20 protein-coding genes and 1 riboswitch are annotated in these 16,544 nt (G+C 39.0%); of the genes, 8 read left to right on the top strand and 12 right to left on the bottom strand.

The window, feature by feature from the left end:
- Positions 1–190: 190 nt before the first annotated feature.
- From gatB to secE, 12 genes are all read right to left on the bottom strand, one after another.
- Complete coding sequence (gene gatB / locus PHQ42_03380; GenBank protein ID MDD5071751.1) at positions 191–1,072, bottom strand: Asp-tRNA(Asn)/Glu-tRNA(Gln) amidotransferase subunit GatB; 882 nt, start codon at positions 1,070–1,072, stop codon at positions 191–193.
- A gap of 115 nt (positions 1,073–1,187) precedes the next feature.
- A complete protein-coding gene (locus PHQ42_03385) occupies positions 1,188–1,427 on the bottom strand; it encodes a hypothetical protein (protein MDD5071752.1) in 240 nt (79 codons plus the stop codon).
- A 62-nt stretch (positions 1,428–1,489) separates the two neighbouring features.
- Positions 1,490–2,662: a dUTP diphosphatase gene (dut, locus tag PHQ42_03390; protein ID MDD5071753.1), complete on the bottom strand. Its 1,173-nt coding sequence runs from the start codon at positions 2,660–2,662 to the stop codon at positions 1,490–1,492.
- A gap of 161 nt (positions 2,663–2,823) precedes the next feature.
- Complete coding sequence (locus tag PHQ42_03395) at positions 2,824–3,453, bottom strand: adenylate kinase (GenBank protein ID MDD5071754.1); 630 nt, start codon at positions 3,451–3,453, stop codon at positions 2,824–2,826.
- A gap of 172 nt (positions 3,454–3,625) precedes the next feature.
- Complete coding sequence (locus PHQ42_03400) at positions 3,626–4,210, bottom strand: AAA family ATPase (GenBank protein ID MDD5071755.1); 585 nt, start codon at positions 4,208–4,210, stop codon at positions 3,626–3,628.
- Between the two features lie 2 nt (positions 4,211–4,212).
- A complete protein-coding gene (locus tag PHQ42_03405) occupies positions 4,213–4,716 on the bottom strand; it encodes a dihydrofolate reductase family protein (protein MDD5071756.1) in 504 nt (167 codons plus the stop codon).
- A gap of 107 nt (positions 4,717–4,823) precedes the next feature.
- On the bottom strand, positions 4,824–5,723 hold the full coding sequence (thyA, locus tag PHQ42_03410; GenBank protein ID MDD5071757.1) for a thymidylate synthase: 900 nt from the start codon (positions 5,721–5,723) through the stop codon (positions 4,824–4,826).
- 4 nt (positions 5,724–5,727) lie between these two features.
- Positions 5,728–6,216 carry a dCMP deaminase family protein gene (locus PHQ42_03415; GenBank protein MDD5071758.1) on the bottom strand — a complete coding sequence of 163 codons (489 nt, stop codon included), beginning with the start codon at positions 6,214–6,216 and terminating at the stop codon, positions 5,728–5,730.
- A gap of 200 nt (positions 6,217–6,416) precedes the next feature.
- Positions 6,417–7,175: a 50S ribosomal protein L1 gene (rplA, locus tag PHQ42_03420; protein MDD5071759.1), complete on the bottom strand. Its 759-nt coding sequence runs from the start codon at positions 7,173–7,175 to the stop codon at positions 6,417–6,419.
- 240 nt (positions 7,176–7,415) lie between these two features.
- Positions 7,416–7,838 carry a 50S ribosomal protein L11 gene (gene rplK, locus PHQ42_03425; GenBank protein MDD5071760.1) on the bottom strand — a complete coding sequence of 141 codons (423 nt, stop codon included), beginning with the start codon at positions 7,836–7,838 and terminating at the stop codon, positions 7,416–7,418.
- A 109-nt stretch (positions 7,839–7,947) separates the two neighbouring features.
- A complete protein-coding gene (gene nusG, locus PHQ42_03430; GenBank protein ID MDD5071761.1) occupies positions 7,948–8,493 on the bottom strand; it encodes a transcription termination/antitermination protein NusG in 546 nt (181 codons plus the stop codon).
- Positions 8,494–8,570: 77 nt separating this feature from the next.
- Positions 8,571–8,756 (bottom strand): preprotein translocase subunit SecE, encoded by a 186-nt coding sequence (secE, locus tag PHQ42_03435; GenBank protein MDD5071762.1) that lies wholly within the window; start codon positions 8,754–8,756, stop codon positions 8,571–8,573.
- Positions 8,757–9,016: 260 nt separating this feature from the next.
- On the opposite strand from secE, the gene PHQ42_03440 reads away from it, so the two are divergent.
- The 8 genes from PHQ42_03440 to PHQ42_03475 form a co-directional block, all read left to right on the top strand.
- Positions 9,017–9,319 (top strand): hypothetical protein, encoded by a 303-nt coding sequence (locus PHQ42_03440; GenBank protein ID MDD5071763.1) that lies wholly within the window; start codon positions 9,017–9,019, stop codon positions 9,317–9,319.
- An 83-nt stretch (positions 9,320–9,402) separates the two neighbouring features.
- Positions 9,403–9,636, top strand: a complete 234-nt coding sequence (locus tag PHQ42_03445) for a hypothetical protein (protein MDD5071764.1) — start codon at positions 9,403–9,405, stop codon at positions 9,634–9,636.
- Between the two features lie 59 nt (positions 9,637–9,695).
- Positions 9,696–10,169, top strand: coding sequence for a hypothetical protein (locus PHQ42_03450; protein MDD5071765.1), 474 nt, complete (start codon positions 9,696–9,698; stop codon positions 10,167–10,169).
- Between the two features lie 61 nt (positions 10,170–10,230).
- A riboswitch (SAM riboswitch) is annotated at positions 10,231–10,329 on the top strand.
- A gap of 200 nt (positions 10,330–10,529) precedes the next feature.
- Entirely contained in the window at positions 10,530–10,739 is a 210-nt protein-coding gene (locus PHQ42_03455) for a hypothetical protein (GenBank protein MDD5071766.1), read from the top strand.
- 117 nt (positions 10,740–10,856) lie between these two features.
- Positions 10,857–12,557, top strand: coding sequence for a hypothetical protein (locus tag PHQ42_03460; protein ID MDD5071767.1), 1,701 nt, complete (start codon positions 10,857–10,859; stop codon positions 12,555–12,557).
- Positions 12,558–12,671: 114 nt separating this feature from the next.
- Entirely contained in the window at positions 12,672–13,442 is a 771-nt protein-coding gene (gene rsmI / locus PHQ42_03465; GenBank protein ID MDD5071768.1) for a 16S rRNA (cytidine(1402)-2'-O)-methyltransferase, read from the top strand.
- A gap of 2 nt (positions 13,443–13,444) precedes the next feature.
- Positions 13,445–16,291, top strand: coding sequence for an N-6 DNA methylase (locus PHQ42_03470; protein ID MDD5071769.1), 2,847 nt, complete (start codon positions 13,445–13,447; stop codon positions 16,289–16,291).
- A gap of 19 nt (positions 16,292–16,310) precedes the next feature.
- The coding region (locus tag PHQ42_03475) for a hypothetical protein (protein ID MDD5071770.1) at positions 16,311–16,544 on the top strand (234 nt) is incomplete at its 3' end.

Raw genomic sequence — 16,544 nt, forward strand, 5'->3', positions numbered from 1 at the left:
CGTCGCCTTCCTCAACATTGGCCCATTCTTCCGATTCGCTCATCGCATTCTCGAAATAATCCCCCATGACCCGGCTGACGACAAACATCTCGGCCAGCGCCGGCTCAAGTCCGTATTGCGAAATCAAACGATCGCGTTTTTGCGCCGGCAACTCGCCCACATTCGGACGCATTTTTTCAATCTCCTCTTTTTATATGGTCAGCGGCGGGATATCCGGTTCGGGAAAATAGCGGTAATCCGCGGAAGTTTCTTTTATTCTTTGCCTCACTGTCTGGCCTTTATTTTCGTCCCAGCCCCTAGTTTCCTGCGCCAATTTTTCTCCCTCCTCAATCGCTTTGATTTGCCTTTTTGCTTCATGGTCAATGGCTTTGGCAATGGCGCGGAAAGAGTTTATGTTTTTTAATTCCACTTTTGGGTTCAATTTGTATTTACCAATCGGTTTTATTTCGCAATTACCCTCGTATTTCCATTTGCCTTTTTCCTGCACGCTGATGTTGGCCTCGCAGCGCATCTCGCCTTTTTCCATATCGGCGTTACTGATATTCAGATAACGCAAAATTTGCTGAAAAGTTTGGCAAAATTTTTTCGCCTCGGCCGCATCTTTAATAACCGGCTCGGTTACCATTTCAATCAAAGGCGTGCCGGCCCGGTTAAAATCAAGCAAAGTATGGTTTTTGCCGGTTGGATGCGTAGATTTTCCCGTGTCTTCTTCAAGGTGTAGGCGGGTTATTTTTATTTCTCGGCCGTCAACTTCAAGATGCCCGTCATAGCAGAAAGGCAGGTCGTATTGGGAAATTTGGTAGCCTTTGGGCAGGTCAGGGTAAAAATAATTTTTCCGGTCAAATTTGGAGAGCTCCCTTATTCGGCAATTCAAAGCCAGCCCGGCCAAAACCGCCCATTCTATGGCCTGCTTGTTAGGGACAGGCAGGGTGCCGGGATGACCCAAACAAATCGGGCAAACCGTGGTATTCGGCTTTTTGCCGAGAGAGTCATTATCGCAGGAACAGAACATTTTTGACTTGGTTTTCAGTTCGGCATGGATTTCCAGGCCAATAATTACGTTATACTCCATATATTAGCGATTTAAAATTTGAATTTCTATGTTTATCTTATCGCCAAATGGCAAAAAAAGCAAACTTTTAAGATGGGGAAGGGGAAGAAAAAACCGCTTTATGGCAAAGCGGTTTTTAGTTAGGGCAGATTTCAATTTTTGCGCAAAGAGCGAGAAATTCGACATAAGGAAGGAACCATTCTTTTCCGCAGGCCAAGCAGGGGAGAGAGATATGCCTTGAGATGTTAAAAATTATATTTTCCCCATCCGTAAAATCAAGGCCGATAAAATCAATTTCGAGGTTGTTAAAGAAAATAGAAGAAGAGCAGCTCGGACAATTAATTTCTATTTCTATCTCCATCCTTTCGTCTTGCATTTTGTTGTCCTTTTGTTTTTTATTTTGGATAAATTATATAACAAAGCGATTAATTTTTTGATTTAAAATAATCCGGAACTGCCAAAGCCATTATCATTGCGGCTGGTTTCATCATCTATGATATTTTCTTTTATTTCTAAATCGGGCGCGGGCTGGATTAGAATTTGGGCGATTTTTTGCCTCGGGGCGATATGATAAATATCGCCGCTTAAATTTATCATGTTAACCAAGATTTCACCGCGGTAACCGGAATCTATAACACCGGCCGTGGTGTGGATGCCGGACTTGGCCACCCCGCTTTTGTCCCAGATTAGGCCGGCGTAGCCCTCGGGAATAGCCATTTTGATGCCGGTGCTGACAATCATGCTTTCTCCGGGTAAAATTGAATAATAATCAGCGGAAAATAGATCAAGGCCGGCGTCGCCGAGATGGGCTCTTTGCGGGAGTTTTGCCCCGGGTTTTACTCTTTCAATTTTTAAAATCGGCTTATCCAAACTTTTTTCATATTCCAAAGTGTTTAAAAAGGGGATTCGGTTTTTATCGCGGAAATTGATTGATTGGCCCGCTTCTTGCCAGATTAAATTATGAATTTCCTCGCGGGTCATAATTTCGCCGTTTCTAGTGCATTCAATCAAGGTAAAATCAGGGAAAGTTCTGGCAATTTCCAAATAAACCTGTTCGGCCCGGCGCAAATGGTTGATATCAGCTTCGTGCAAGTCTCTTTTTTTGCCGTTGATATAATCACGATGGCCTTTTTGGTCAACCAATTTTTGGGCTAAGCCAGCGTCTACATGAAGGATGATATTTAAATCCGGCTTGGGGATATTAAAAATTTCGTATTCAAGTTCGTAAAGCCAGGAAAAATAATTTTTCCTTTCCAAGGGATTGGCGATTTTTCCGCCCTGGTGGCCCATATTAGCGGTCACATAGCGGTTGGCAATTACGATTTTCCCTTGTTCCAGCCATTTTTTTATTTTGAAGCTGGCATCATAACGGTCGCAGGCGTAAAAAACAGAAGCGCGGTAAGGCCCGACCTCATCGGCCTCGCCGTATTTTCCGTTTAAATATTTTTCAACCAGACCGGCGGATTTTTCTCCGTATTGGGGAAAGTCAACCATAGCTACCGGGTAGCCCGATTTTTTCAGCCGGTCGACAAGCATCTGCGTTTGCGTCGCTTTGCCGGAGCCGTCTGTGCCGTCAATGACAATAAATTTTCCATGATTATCTTTGTTCATATTAATTGTAGATAATAAAAGAGTGCTCCTTGCACCCCCTTTCTGTTAAATTTAAACTGACAAAAACACACAGCCTTCGGCTTTAAAACACAAAAACACAGATGACTTTTTAGTGTTTTCGTGCTTTTGTGTTTTTGTGTTCGCGACTTGTTTGTAATTTGTTATTTTTCCAGGACTTCTGCTATTTGTTTGGTCACCTCCGGTATCGGCGGCATGCCGTCAATTTTTTTATAAATTCCCTTATCTTTATAATAATCAAGCAATGGCCTGGTTTCTTTATGATATAAATTCAGCCTTTTTTTAATCGTGGCCGGCTTGTCATCTTCCCTTATCACTAATTTTTCCCCGCATTCGTCGCAGATTTCGTCATTTTTCGGCGGGTTGTAAGTAAGATGATAAACTTTTTGGCATTTAAGGCAGGTTCTTCTTTGGCCTATTCTTTTTATGGCTTCTTCGTCGCTTATCCAAATTTCCAGGACCAGGTCTATATCTTTCACTTTATCCAAAAATTCGGCTTGGGGCAAGTTGCGGGGAAAGCCGTCCAAAACAAAGCCGTTGGCGCAGTCTTCTTGTTCTAGGCGCTGTTTTGTGATTTCATTGGTGATTTCATCAGGCACCAGAGCGCCGGATTTAACAATTGAGTCAATTTTTTTTCCCAATTCGGTCTGATTTTTTATATTTTCCCTGAAAATTTCACCGGTGGAAATGTGGGGAATACCGAGTTTTTGGGCAAGAATTTCGGCCTGCGTGCCCTTGCCTGAACCTTGCGGTCCCATGATTATTATATTCATAATATTACGAATTACAAATTCATTACCTGCCTGCCGGTAGGCAAGCAAATTTACAAATTCTATAATTATTGTTTTGCTGGTATTTGTAAATTTGGAGCAAATTTGTAGATTCGTGGAAATTACAGCCTGGCGACCCGCATTAACCCTTTTACTTATTTCTGACCGATTAATTTTAGCGTTCGAGTTCTGATGTTATTAAATTATCGACTTGTTGCTGTAAATCTTCTAAAGTAGAATTATTAGTTAAAGTGAGCTGGGCTTGGTTCATAACTTCGGGGATAGTTAATTCGGTTTCCTGCTTTTCATCCGCTAAGAATTGCTCATAAGTTTTTTTCGTATCGTCTGTATTTTCTGTCCGCGCCGTCAAGCGTTCATATCTTATTTTTGAATCGGTTTCCACTTTAACCAATTTAAATTCCGGCAGATTTTTCAGATATCTAATGTCAGACAAGCGCCTGATTCCGTCAATGACCATCAAATTGTTAGTTTCATCTTTTACATCGCCGGCAATTACCTTGGCCAGCAGATCATCGCCGAATTCTTGCCGCAGGGCTTTGGAAATATTTTGCATGTTTTCCCTGGTAATTTCAAGATGCAGCCTGTCTAAAACGTCCCGCAAAGGAGTGGAAAAGCGATAACTGACCGCTCCATATTTTTTTGTTAAATATTCGGCGACCGTTCCCTTGCCGCAGGCGATTTGTCCGACTAAGCCGATGATGATTTTACTTGTCCCGCCAAGGCGGTGATTATTAGGCATAATTAATAAATTATTTTATATTTTACCATGATGGCATTATCATTTATCTTTTCCATTTCTTCAAGCTTCAGGTTGGCATTGAAATCTTTATTAAATAAAGAAAGGCCGTCCCCGAATATTTTTGGTTCGATAGTTAAAATAATTTCGGAAATTAATTTTTTTTCTAAGAATAGGGAATTAAGAAAAGCGCCTCCGCCCAAGAGAGCCGATTTATAGCCCATTTTTTCCAGTTCTTCCAAAACCGGTTCCGGTTCTCCTGTTACCCATTTAACGCCCTCTATCTTCGGCGGATTTTTTTCCAGAGTAAAAACCACGTTAAGCCGGCCGGGCAGGGGAGAGGGAAAAGTAGCAAAAGTTTTGGCGCCCATCATAACCACGCCATGTTCTTTGGAAATCTTGGCAAATAATTTTTTGTCTTCTTTGCTTGTCCAGTCCGGGAAATGCTCGGAATTTTTGGCGATTTTACCGTCTAGGGTTATAGCCATCATCATGGTTACGGGAATCATACTTTAAAAATTAAATAATAAAATAAAAAAATAATAAAATAAAATGGAAATGCAGAATTATCTAAGTTTTTTAAATTTTTATATTATTTTATTATTTTATTTTTAAGCTATACGGCTATCGGAGCTTTGATCGGAGGATGGGGGTCGTAGCCTTCTAAAGTGAAATCTTCATATTTAAACGAGAAAATATCTTTTACTTCCGGGTTTATTTTCATATTTGGCAAAGGCCGCGGTTCTCGGCTAAGCTGCAAGTTAACCTGCTCCCTATGGTTATTGTAAATATGGACATCGCCGAAGGTATGGACAAAGTCTCCGAGCTCCCGGCCGGCAACCTGGGCGATCATCATCGTAAGCAGGGCGTAAGAAGCGATATTGAAGGGCACGCCCAGGAAGACGTCGGCGCTTCTTTGGTAAAGCTGGCAGGATAATTTATTATTAACCACATAAAACTGGAAAAGAGTGTGGCAGAGCGGAGGAGCGGCTTTTTTCGCTTTTATCAGTTCTTGGATATCAGCCACGTTCCAGGCTCCGACTATGATCCGGCGGGAATCAGGATTATTTTTTATCATCTCAACCACTTCAGCAATCTGATTTATTGGTTTGCCGTCATAACCGGGCCAGCGGACCCATTGCTTGCCGTAGACCGGCCCGAGCTCGCCCCATTTAGCCGCGAAGGCATTATCGGTTTTAATTTTTTCCACGAATTCTTCCAGAGTTTCATTTTTATATTCCGGGCTGGCTTTATAGCCTTCGTAAGGCCATTCGTTCCAGATTTTGACGTCGTTATCAACTAAATATTTAATATTGGTATCGCCCTTCAAAAACCAGAGTAATTCATGAATTATGCCCCGCAAAAAAACTTTTTTGGTGGTAAGTAAGGGGAAACCTTTGGCTAAATCCATGCGGATTTGCCGGCCAAAAAGGCTTCGGGTGCCGGTTCCGGTCCGGTCGCTTTTGTCAGCGCCGTTGTCCAGGATATCTTGCAATAGATCCAAATATTGTTTCATATATTTATTCTTCTTTTTTAAACTCCATTTTATATTTTGGCAAATATTGTCTATATTTTACTCCGGCCAGGTCAAGAATTTTTCTGGCAGCTTGCCATTGTTCGTCATCGTGGTATTTGTCGCTTTCGTAAATTATTTCTTTTATGCCGAGCTGGATTGTAATTTTGGCGCATTCGTTGCAGGGGAACAGAGAACAATATAATTTAGAACCTCGGGTGTCAGAATTGGTGTTAAACATGGCGTTGGCTTCGGCGTGGACGACATAAGCGTATTTTTTGTCGCAGAAATTTCCTTCTCTCGCCCAAGGCAGGTCATCATCGGAACAACCGCGCGGAAAGCCATTATAGCCCAAACCAATAATAATATTGTCTTGGTTAACAATACAGGCGCCGTTTTGGGTGTTTGGGTCTTTGGAGCGTTGGGCGATAACTTTACAAATTTGCATAAAGGTTTCATCCCAGGAAAAATAATCCTGCCTTTTGTCTTTTTTCATAACGTTTAGTTGCTAATAAATTTATAAATTATTAAATTCGGGCGCCGCAATCCTCGGCATCCGCGGTTGAAGTATTTCTATTTTAGCAGATTAAAAAAAAGAGGGCAAATGGAAGTCGCGCAACGCAAAACGCGCAACGCAAAACGCAAAAAATCCAGGAATAATTCCTGGATTTTTTGTATATTTAAGGTAGTATTTAATTAGGAAATTTCCACTTTTACGCCCGGCCCCATGGAGGAACTTAGAGAAATATTTTTTATGTAAACACCTTTGGAGCTGGTTGGTTTGGCTTTTTTTACCGCTTCCAAAAAAGATTTATAATTTTCTGATAGTTGTTCTTCCGAGAAGCTTATTTTGCCGATAACAGCATGGACATTGCCCGTATCGTCGCTCCGGAAACTTACTTTTCCTTTCTTTAATTCCGCTACGGCTTTGGCCGGGTTCGGAGTAACGGTTTCATTCTTGGGCGAAGGCATAAGCCCGCGGGTGCCTAAAATTTTGGCAATCTGGGCCAGGTTTTTCATAATGGCCGGTTCGGACACGGCGACCTGGAAATCGGTTTTTTCGGTTTTTTTGATTTCAGCGATCAGCTCTTCTCCGCCAACCAGATCAGCGCCGGCCTCCTTGACTTCCCTCACTTTGTCCGGAGAAACAAAAGCGGCTACTTTTATGGTTTTGCCGGTTCCGTGCGGCAGGCTAACAGTCGCCCTTATTTGTTGATCGCCTTTTTTCGTATCAATGCCTAGGCGGAAATGGGCTTCAATTGAAGCGTCAAATTTGGTTTTTGAGAGTTTTTTAGTTAATTCAACCGCTTCTTTGGCTGAATAAGATTTGCTTTTGTCAAACTCGACCGTACCAACAGGAGCAGATTGCGGGTTGTTTTCCCTGTCCCGCCTTGGCGGTGATTGCTTTCCTTGCCTTGCCGTAGCCTTGGCGGAGGCGGGTTGCTTTTTAGTCATATTTTTCGTGGTGCGAACGAACGGAGTTGAAAGTTAAAAGTCTATAAAGTCAAAAGTCCGGATAGAACCGCGTCTCTATGACTTTAGACTTTATAACTTTTGACTAAACCGTTTCTCCCACAATATTATTATTAATTAAGATTATTATGATTCTTGAGATTTTTGCGGCTCTTGGGATGACAGATTATTATTCTAATAATCCCAAATATCCTAAGTATCCTAAACATCCTAAAGATCCCATTATTTGATTTCCACCCCCATCTGCCTGGCGGTGCCGGCAATAATTTTTTTCGCCTGGGCAATGTCATTGGTATTTAAATCCGGCAGTTTTGTAGCGGCGATTTCTTCCAGCTGTTTTTGGGTTAAGGTAGCGACTTTTTCCGTAAGGGGCTTGCCGGAACCCTTTTTAATTTTAGCGTATTTTTTTATTAATTCGGCCGCCGGCGAGGTTTTCATTAAAAAATTAAAACTGCGGTCTTCATAAACCGTAATTTCCACCGGGACAATATCTCCCATTTTATCTTTTGACGCTTCGTTAAATTTTGTGCAGAATTCCTGAATATTCAGGCCATGCTGGCCCAAAGCCGGACCGACCGGCGGAGCCGGGTTGGCCTGGCCGGCCGGAATTTGCAATTTTATTTTCGTTAATATTTTTTTTGCCATACAATTACTAATACACAAATATCTCACAAATTCACAAATATTTGAGAAGCATACTTTTAAAAAGCCAAAGATTTGTGATATTTGTGATTAAATTTGTAATTTGTATTATTTATATTTTCTTAATTTGCAGGAAATCCAGTTCTACCGGAGTTTCCCGGCCGAACATTGAAACGGAAACTTTTATTTTTCCTTTGGCTTCGTCAATTTGGGTAACTTTTCCCTCAAGATTTTTGAACGGGCCGTCGGTAATCTTCACCGGCGAGCCGACAGAAACGTCAATTTTAAATTTAGGCTCTTCCACGCCCATTCTTTTCTGCAGACTTTTTACTTCTTTTTCGCTGATTGGAGTCGGAACCGTACCGGTGCCGATAAAACCGGTGACATTCGGCGTATTGCGGACAACATACCAGGACTCGTCAGTCACGATCATTTCCACCAGGACATAGCCGGGAAATATTTTTTCTTCCACCACCTTGCGTTTTCCGTTTTTAATCTTTATTTTTTTCTCGGTCGGGATTAAGATATTAAAAATTTTGTCTTCCATGTCCATGGATTCAATCCTTTGCTTTAGATTCTGAGAAACATTTTCTTCATAGCCGGAATAGGTGTGCAAGACATACCAGCGCCGGCCTTGGTTTAAAATTTGTTTAGCCATGGGTTCAATTTTCAATTTTCAATTTTCAATTTTCAATTATAATATTGAGAATTTAATCGTTGAAAACTGTTCGAAAATTATTTTATAACTAACCCTAATAATAAGTTAAAAATATAGTCCAGGGCGCCCAAAAAAATCGCCACGGCAAGGCTTAGCCCGATAACGAGCAAAGTGTAATTGTAGGTTTCTTTTTTGGTCGGCCAGGTGACTTTTTTCATTTCTTCAATTGAAGCTTTTATATAATTTACCAACCTGTTAGCCATAAAATTTTGTTTAAATTGAAGTAATTAAAAACCGCCCTTCCCGGCAGTTGTTTGTGTCTGTCTATAATAATACAGGATAGTTGAAAATGTGTCAAGGGCATGAAAATTTTTTTTAAATAACCAATAATCAATAATCAAATTCCAAATAATAATCAATAACTAAATTTTAATAACCAAAATTATTGGTTATTGGTTATTTTTAACGGGGTTGACAAATTCATATTTTTGCTATAAAAGAAAATAAGGAAAAGGAGGAGCGCATGAATGACAGAATAGACATAACCGGAGTTTTGTTCTTTGTTTTTTTTATTATCGTCGGAGCAATCACGGGAACGTTTTTTTTCCCCAGTTGCTGGTGTTTATCTTTACCAATAGGAGGAGCGCTGGGATTTTTGTCGGCGATAATAATTTGTTTTTTTCTGATGCTGATGATTGCTTGCGCCCTTGGGTCTATTTTACTTCTTGCCTTGGTATTTTTTTTGTTTAAAAAAATGGCAGAAGCAATAAAGAGTTTTATCGAAGAATCGATAAGAAGAATAAAAACAGCCCTGCATATTATTTAATCGATGAAAATAACCGCAGGGCTTTTGTATATCCGGTTAATATGCTATAATTTAATCAGTCTTAAATAACTAATAATAAAATTATGGGAAATCCTTTAAAAGTAATAGAAAAAAAAACAAACGGATTCATTTGGACTTTGATTGTTAACGGAGTAGTTTTGGTTTTGCTTGGGATTTTAATCGTCTGGACTGATTTTATGCTCCGCCTGGTAATAGGCGTTTTGGTTTTGGTCTTGGCCTATGTGTTTTTTTATGGCGCCTATAAAATCTGGGCATTCAAAAAAGATATTGAAGATTATCTTAAAATTTTAAAATAATCCTGCGAATTACGAATTAATTGCGAATATACAAATTTATAATTTTTGGGGATAAGGATATGGGCAAAGTAGAATTGATTATTTCGTTATTTTTCGTTTTATTTCTGGCAGGCTGCGGAAAAGAGCCGATTATGGATCAACCGGCCCAAGACGGAAAATTTTATTACCGGAATAAAGATTTGGGATTTAACCTTGTTTTGCCGCCGGAATTTTTGTATTACCAGACCCAGAGGAAGGAAACCCCCGATTATATTGACCTTGAATTTTTTGTGCCGACGAATGATACCGGCTATCCGCAGGAAGTGCCGAGCTATGCCAAGCCGGCGGTGGTAAGAATTTTTGATAAAGACGACTGGGAGAGAATCGGAGGAGAAGGAATTTTCCAAAAGCTGGGGGAAAAGAAAGGCTGGTTTTCCGGAGGAGAAAAAAAAGTTTATAGCATAAAATTTTGGGATGAGCCGCCGGTTGACTGGCTGGACAGATGGAGCGAGAAAATAGAACAGGAGATTATAGGGGGATTTTCAACAAGATAAAAGATGAGCTTGACAGATTAATTGTCGTTTGTTAATTTGTTTTTAGCATCTTAAAAAATCAAAAATATCAAGAGAGGCGCGAGGGACTAGACCTGATGACCGCCCACCAACCCGGATAAAGCCGGGTGGTAAATTCTACCCTAAGAGGGGAAGATATGGCTCGTATATCGAGCAATAAAAGCAAAAAAGCTTCTTATTCTAAACCTTTGGAGTAAGAAGCTTTTTTGTTGTTATTTTTTGCTATCGCAAAAAGCCCCACTACGAATGGGGCACATGCGAATATTACTACGAATTAAGGCATCAGAATTAAATGGTTTTTGTTCTTTCGCAAATCGTCTAACTTTAACAAAGGAGGGAGTCATGGCTCATCCAATGACCACGCAAATCAAACTGGAGTTTGCCGCGACCTTGAGGAAGCTCGGCAGAAACACCGCTTTCCGGATTAAAATCAATCCGGCCGAAGACGGTTTCTGCGAAGCTGTCTGCGTTGACGAAAAGGGCAATCTCATAGGAGGAGTGAAGACCGTTAGGTTTCGGCCGACCATAACCGATTCCATTCCGGCAGCCTGATGCCATGTTTTTTAAAGCCGCTTTTGCCGATTTTGGCAGGCGGTTTTTTATTTGATTTTTATTTAAAAATATAGTAGAATAAGGACAAGGTAATTTAAAATTTAAAATTTTACCCGTATGGTTAGCCCTTATTTAACAAGGAAACAAGAAGACACCCTTACTTTGAGCGAAAACATAAGGCGGCTGTTCCAGATAATTTATGGCGAGAGGAAAAAACCGGAAAAAGAAGACGAAGACGAGCCGAAGATAAAAGTTTCGGAAGTAATTTCCAAGATGTCTTTTTATTATGAAAAAATTCGGAATTCGGTTGATTACAAAGAGGAAAGCTCTCTTCGGAAGAACGCGATAGAAAGAATCATTAAGAGACAGGTGGTTATTGAAGGGGCGATAAAAATTTCTACCAGCGAAAAAATCGCCAAGGAACTCCTGCGGGAATTGATCCGGGCCGGCTATCTTCCCAACAATAAGATACCGGAGGCAAAGGCGGAAGAAGTCGGAGAAATAATTGAAAAATATTTAAAACTAAGAAATTACAGCTTGGCGAGAATCGGTTCTTCCGGGAATTTCAGAAACAGCAAGCTCGGGCTGGCCAAAGATGATTTTAGCGGAGTGAATAATTTAACTAACTGGATTTTATCTTTGGCGGCCAGTGAAATTGAAGAAAGTTTGGGCCGGGACAAGATAAAGCAGGCGGTCGCGAACGACATCTATGAAACTTTAACAAAAAAAGTGAAATTGCCTCCGGACCTGCCCTATGAGAAAGACAAAGATATCCAGATTTATTTAAGCATCCACCGCAATTTTTTCAAATTTGACCAGGAAATGCTTGAATTTATTCTTTTCAAGTATTTTAACGCCGGTTGGACCGGAAAATCAAAAGACGAGGAGATCGCCAAAATAGCCCAAAATATCGGGGCTTTGCGCAAAGCTATCGCTAGGGAGCTGAACCACCCCTTGGGCAAACAATTGGATAAAATTGTCAGGCAGCATGCGGTTTATTTTTCCATCTTGACGGAAGTCATAGAGAAAGATCCGGTGGCGGTTTATGATGAAATAAAAAACGATATAAAAGCTTTTCCGCGCCTGATAAGAAAAGCCTGCGCCAAAGAATACGGAAGTATAAAATCAAAGCTTTGGCGGGCCGCGGGGAGAAGCATTATTTATATTTTTCTGACCAAATCCATTTTTGTTATTTTAATAGAAGTGCCGGCCATACAATGGTTTGGCGAAGAGGTTAATTCGATTTCCTTGGCCATAAATATTTTTTTTCCGGCTTTCCTCCTGTTTCTAATCGTTTTGTTTACGCGCGTTCCTTCCGAAAGCAACACGGCCAAGATAATTGAAAAAATAGAAGAAATAATCTTCGTGGAGAAGGAAAGGAAAGAGCCTTTTGTTTTGCGCAAGCCGGCAAAGAGAGGGAGGCTGGCTAACGCTTTTTTCGGTTTGATTTATTTCATCACCTTTTTTCTGTCCTTTGGTTTAATAATCTGGGCGCTGGGCGAGATCAATTTCACCTGGGTGAGCATTATAATTTTTTTATTCTTTTTGGCTTTAGTGAGTTTTTTCAGCATTCGCATCAGAAAAGGAGTGCGGGAACTTATTGTGGTTGAGCAAAAAGACAATATTTTTACTTTTTTGGCCAACTTTTTTTACACTCCGATTATCGCCGCTGGCAAATGGCTCACGGAAAAATTTTCCCAAGTAAATATTTTTATATTCATCCTGGATTTCATAATTGAGGCGCCTTTCAAAATTTTTGTGGAGATTACCGAAGAATGGACCAAGTATGTTAAAGAGAGGATGGAAGACATGGAATAATTACAAATCAATACAAATTTACAAATATGAAAATTATTTGTGCGATTTGTGGCAAGATTTGTGAATTTGTAATTATAATTTTGTAAATTTGTATTGATTTGTAATTTGTATTCTATGTTATATATCGTGGGTACGCCCATTGGTAATCTTGAAGATATTAGTTTAAGAGCGCTTCGCATTTTAGGCGAAGTGGATTTTGTATTATGCGAAGATACGCGGGTGACGAAAAAATTATTGGAGCATTATAAAATAAAAACGCCGACTATTTCTTACCACCAGCACTCGGATCTTTCCAAGACCGACTATATTCTGGATTTATTAGGGCAGGGGAAGGATTTGGCCTTGGTGGCTGACGCGGGCACGCCGGGGATTTCCGACCCGGGCGGTAAATTGGTGCAGGCCGTTTCGGAAAAATTCGGCGAGGATATGAAAATTGAGTCCATACCCGGTCCCTCGGCCATCACCGCGGCTTTGTCAATTTCCGGCATTCCGACGGACAAGTTTATCTTCATGGGCTTTCCGCCGCACAAAAAGGGGAGGCAGACGTTTTTGAAAAAAATCATTGAATCCAATTATCCGGTGGTGGTTTATGAGTCAAAGCATCGGATTATTAAATTTCTGGAGGAATTAAAGGAGATGACGGGGAAAAAAGATGCGGACGAAGAGGATGATTCCGGAATTACGAATTACGAATTACGAATTAAGGATAAATTTAAAAATTCAAAATCTAAAAAACCTATTAATTTAACTTCCGTAGTCGTTTGTCGAGAGCTTTCCAAGATGCACGAGACGGTTTATCGTGGGAGCACGGAAGATATCGCGGAAAAAATAAAGATGAGCCAAGACGACCAGAAGGGGGAGTTTGTGGTTATTATTGGGAAATAAATATGAAAAAAGAAGAAGGTTTAAAACAAATAGAGAGATTGGTAAAAAAGTATAATGATTTAACCGCAGCCCAAAGAAAGAAATATAATGAGTCAATGACTTGTAAGGATTTTATTTTACCTCTTTTTCAGTCTCTCGGTTGGGACGTATATAATAATTTTGGTAATGAAGTTACTTCCGAAAACCAGGTATCAGGCAAAAGGGTAGATTACGCTTTTTATGTAAATGATATAATTAAATTTTTTGTTGAAGCTAAAAAGTTTGATGTTGATTTAAGGGAAAAAAGGTGGGCCGAACAGGTGATAATGTATTCTTGGCACAAAAGTGTGCCTTGGGCGATTTTAACGGACTTTGAATCTATAAAGGTATTTAACGCAGAATGGGATGAACCGGAAAGTGAGAGAAGTTTAATTTTTGAGATTCCGTATTCAGACTACTTGACTGATAAACGTTTATGGTGGCTCTCTAAAGAGTCAATGGAAAAAGGAGAGCTTGATAAATATGCAGAGGAAAATTTTAAAAAACCAAAGCGCGACCCCGTTGACAAACAATTGGCTAGTGATTTAGTCAAGTGGCGCAATCTTTTATTTGAGGATCTTCAAGGATGGAATTCCGACAAATTACTTAGTAATAAACAATTTGCAGATAGCGTACAGAAAATTCTTAATAGATTGGTTTTTATTAGAACGACAGAAGACAGAAAAATCGAGGGGGAAAAATTGCGGGAATTAGCAAGGAATTGGGCAGAAAATAAATCTCAAAAAGACTATTTACAAGGAGAACTTAAAAAACTTTTTGGATACTACTGGGACCACTATGATAGCAAATTATTTAAGAAACATATTTGCGACACTTTAGAATATGAAGATAATCTGCTGGCCCAAATAATAAACGAATCGTATAAGAATACTAGAGGCATCCGTTATGATTTTGCTTCAATAAACGCCGATGTTTTGGGCAGTATCTATGAACAATATTTGGGCCAAATCCAGCAAGAAGAAACTGAAAAGAAATCAGGCAAAAGAAAATCGCAGGGAATTTATTACACGCCCCGTTATATTGTTGAATATATCGTGAAAAATACTTTAGGCGAATTATTAAAAGGAAAATCAGGGCATGAAGCAAGTAAAATAAAAATACTTGATCCCGCTTGCGGCTCAGGCTCTTTTTTAATTAAAGCCTTTGAGGTTCTAGATAATCACATCAGAAGAGAAAACAATCAAGAAAATGCCCACAAGATAACTAACTATGCCAGAAAAGTAAGCATTTTAACTTCTAATATCTACGGAGTTGATTTAGATGAGGAGGCGGTTGAAATTGCCCAATTGAATTTATTGCTTAAAGCGCTTGAGCATCAAGAATTACTACCCAACCTTTCTCATAATATTGAATGCGGAAATTCTTTAATCTCTGGCTCTTCAAAAGAATTAGAAAAGTATTTTGGCAAAAACTGGAAGGATAAAAAACCTTTTAATTGGAAAGATGAATTTAAGGACGTGTTCAAACAAGAAGGCTTTTCAGTAATTATTGGAAATCCCCCTTACATAAAAGAGTATATTGATAAATCTGCTTTTGATGGATTACACGACAGCCCTTATTATCAAGGGAAAATGGATATTTGGACGCTGTTTGCCTGTGTCGCGATTGATTTGCTTCAAGATGGCGGATGTTTTAGTTTTATCGCGCCAAATAATTGGCTTACAAATGCGGGGTCTAGCATTTTTAGGGATAAAATTTTACAGGAAGGTGAAATTATAAATTTTATTGATTTCGGTGACTACAAAGTTTTTCCAGATGCTGGCATTCAAACAATGATTTTTGTATTTAGAAAATGTAAGCCCAGGAAATCTTACAAAGTAAAATATTCGAAAGTGGAAGATAAAAATATTACAGAAGAAGAATTAATTAGTTTTCTAAAATCTAACAAGCTAGAGGATATATCTAAAATAGCAAATTTTGAAACGACTATTAATTTTCAAAAATTAGTAGGCAATAATATTACTTTTGTAAATTCTGAAAAGAGCAGTGTCTTACAGAAAATTAAGAGCCGCAAAAATTTTGAATTAACAGATAAAGAAGTAGGACAAGGTATTGTGGCCGCTCCTGATAAATATTTTTTAATTAAAAGTTTCAATAATTTTGCTGATAACGAAAAGAGTTATATAAAAAAATATTATACATCCTCAGAAAAATTTAAAGGAGGATTATCTAAAAATAATATTTTTTATATTTCGAGCAAGAATTTTAAAGGAAAAAGTCTGAAAAATTATCCGAATATTCAAAAACACTTTGAGCCGTCAAAGGAAAAGTTAAGGGAAGCAAAAATAAAATATGGCACTCCGGATAAACCTTATTTTTATTTACACCGAGAAAGAGATGAAAAATTTTTTCAAAACGGTCCTAAAATAATTTGTGGCGTGAGAGTATTAAAGCCAAGTTTTTATTTTACGGAAGAAGAGTATTACGGTTCTAGGGCACTAAATTTTATTAAAACCGACCGAATAGATTTGAAATATTTAACCGGAATTTTAAATTCTAATTTAGTTTACTTTTGGTTAAAAAATGAGGGGAAACAATTAGGAGATTTATTGCAGATTGATAAAGGCCCCTTATCGCATATTCCTATTTGTTTAACCAGTGACAAAAATAAGCAGAAAGAAATAATTGCGTTAGTAGAAAAGATTACTAAATCAAATAAAGCATTACTAAAATTGCATCCTATCATGGACGAAAAGGAATATGAGGAGAAGAAGACAGAAATTGAAAAAACGGATAAGGAAATTGACGAGAAAGTTTATGAGTTATACGGGTTAAGCGAGGAGGAGAGAAAGGTTGTTGAAGGGAAATGAAAAGTAGTTATTATAAAATATGCGTAAAGAAATAAACAACTACGCTTTTATTGACAGCCAGAATTTGAATTTAGGAATCAAAAGTCTCGGCTGGAAATTGGATTTTAAAAAATTTAGAATTTATTTAAAAGATAAATATCGCGTGAATAAAGCTTATTTATTTCTTGGCTATATTCCGGAAAACCAGAATATGTACCGAAAATTGCAGGAGTATGGCTACATTTTGATTTTTAAGCCGGTATTGATGAACGGC

Source organism: Patescibacteria group bacterium (assembly GCA_028711655.1).
In the GTDB taxonomy this organism is placed as follows: Bacteria; Patescibacteriota; Patescibacteriia; order Patescibacteriales; family JAQTRU01; genus JAQTRU01.

Excerpts from the sequence above, each read along its gene's own strand:
- gatB (MDD5071751.1), bottom strand. The coding sequence starts at position 1,072 with ATGGAGTATAACGTAATTATTGGCCTGGAAATCCATGCCGAACTGAAA.
- PHQ42_03385 (MDD5071752.1), bottom strand. The coding sequence starts at position 1,427 with ATGCAAGACGAAAGGATGGAGATAGAAATAGAAATTAATTGTCCGAGC.
- dut (MDD5071753.1), bottom strand. The coding sequence starts at position 2,662 with ATGAACAAAGATAATCATGGAAAATTTATTGTCATTGACGGCACAGAC.
- PHQ42_03395 (MDD5071754.1), bottom strand. The coding sequence starts at position 3,453 with ATGAATATAATAATCATGGGACCGCAAGGTTCAGGCAAGGGCACGCAG.
- PHQ42_03400 (MDD5071755.1), bottom strand. The coding sequence starts at position 4,210 with ATGCCTAATAATCACCGCCTTGGCGGGACAAGTAAAATCATCATCGGC.
- PHQ42_03405 (MDD5071756.1), bottom strand. The coding sequence starts at position 4,716 with ATGATTCCCGTAACCATGATGATGGCTATAACCCTAGACGGTAAAATC.
- thyA (MDD5071757.1), bottom strand. The coding sequence starts at position 5,723 with ATGAAACAATATTTGGATCTATTGCAAGATATCCTGGACAACGGCGCT.
- PHQ42_03415 (MDD5071758.1), bottom strand. The coding sequence starts at position 6,216 with ATGAAAAAAGACAAAAGGCAGGATTATTTTTCCTGGGATGAAACCTTT.
- rplA (MDD5071759.1), bottom strand. The coding sequence starts at position 7,175 with ATGACTAAAAAGCAACCCGCCTCCGCCAAGGCTACGGCAAGGCAAGGA.
- rplK (MDD5071760.1), bottom strand. The coding sequence starts at position 7,838 with ATGGCAAAAAAAATATTAACGAAAATAAAATTGCAAATTCCGGCCGGC.
- nusG (MDD5071761.1), bottom strand. The coding sequence starts at position 8,493 with ATGGCTAAACAAATTTTAAACCAAGGCCGGCGCTGGTATGTCTTGCAC.
- secE (MDD5071762.1), bottom strand. The coding sequence starts at position 8,756 with ATGGCTAACAGGTTGGTAAATTATATAAAAGCTTCAATTGAAGAAATG.
- PHQ42_03440 (MDD5071763.1), top strand. The coding sequence starts at position 9,017 with ATGAATGACAGAATAGACATAACCGGAGTTTTGTTCTTTGTTTTTTTT.
- PHQ42_03445 (MDD5071764.1), top strand. The coding sequence starts at position 9,403 with ATGGGAAATCCTTTAAAAGTAATAGAAAAAAAAACAAACGGATTCATT.
- PHQ42_03450 (MDD5071765.1), top strand. The coding sequence starts at position 9,696 with ATGGGCAAAGTAGAATTGATTATTTCGTTATTTTTCGTTTTATTTCTG.
- PHQ42_03455 (MDD5071766.1), top strand. The coding sequence starts at position 10,530 with ATGGCTCATCCAATGACCACGCAAATCAAACTGGAGTTTGCCGCGACC.
- PHQ42_03460 (MDD5071767.1), top strand. The coding sequence starts at position 10,857 with ATGGTTAGCCCTTATTTAACAAGGAAACAAGAAGACACCCTTACTTTG.
- rsmI (MDD5071768.1), top strand. The coding sequence starts at position 12,672 with ATGTTATATATCGTGGGTACGCCCATTGGTAATCTTGAAGATATTAGT.
- PHQ42_03470 (MDD5071769.1), top strand. The coding sequence starts at position 13,445 with ATGAAAAAAGAAGAAGGTTTAAAACAAATAGAGAGATTGGTAAAAAAG.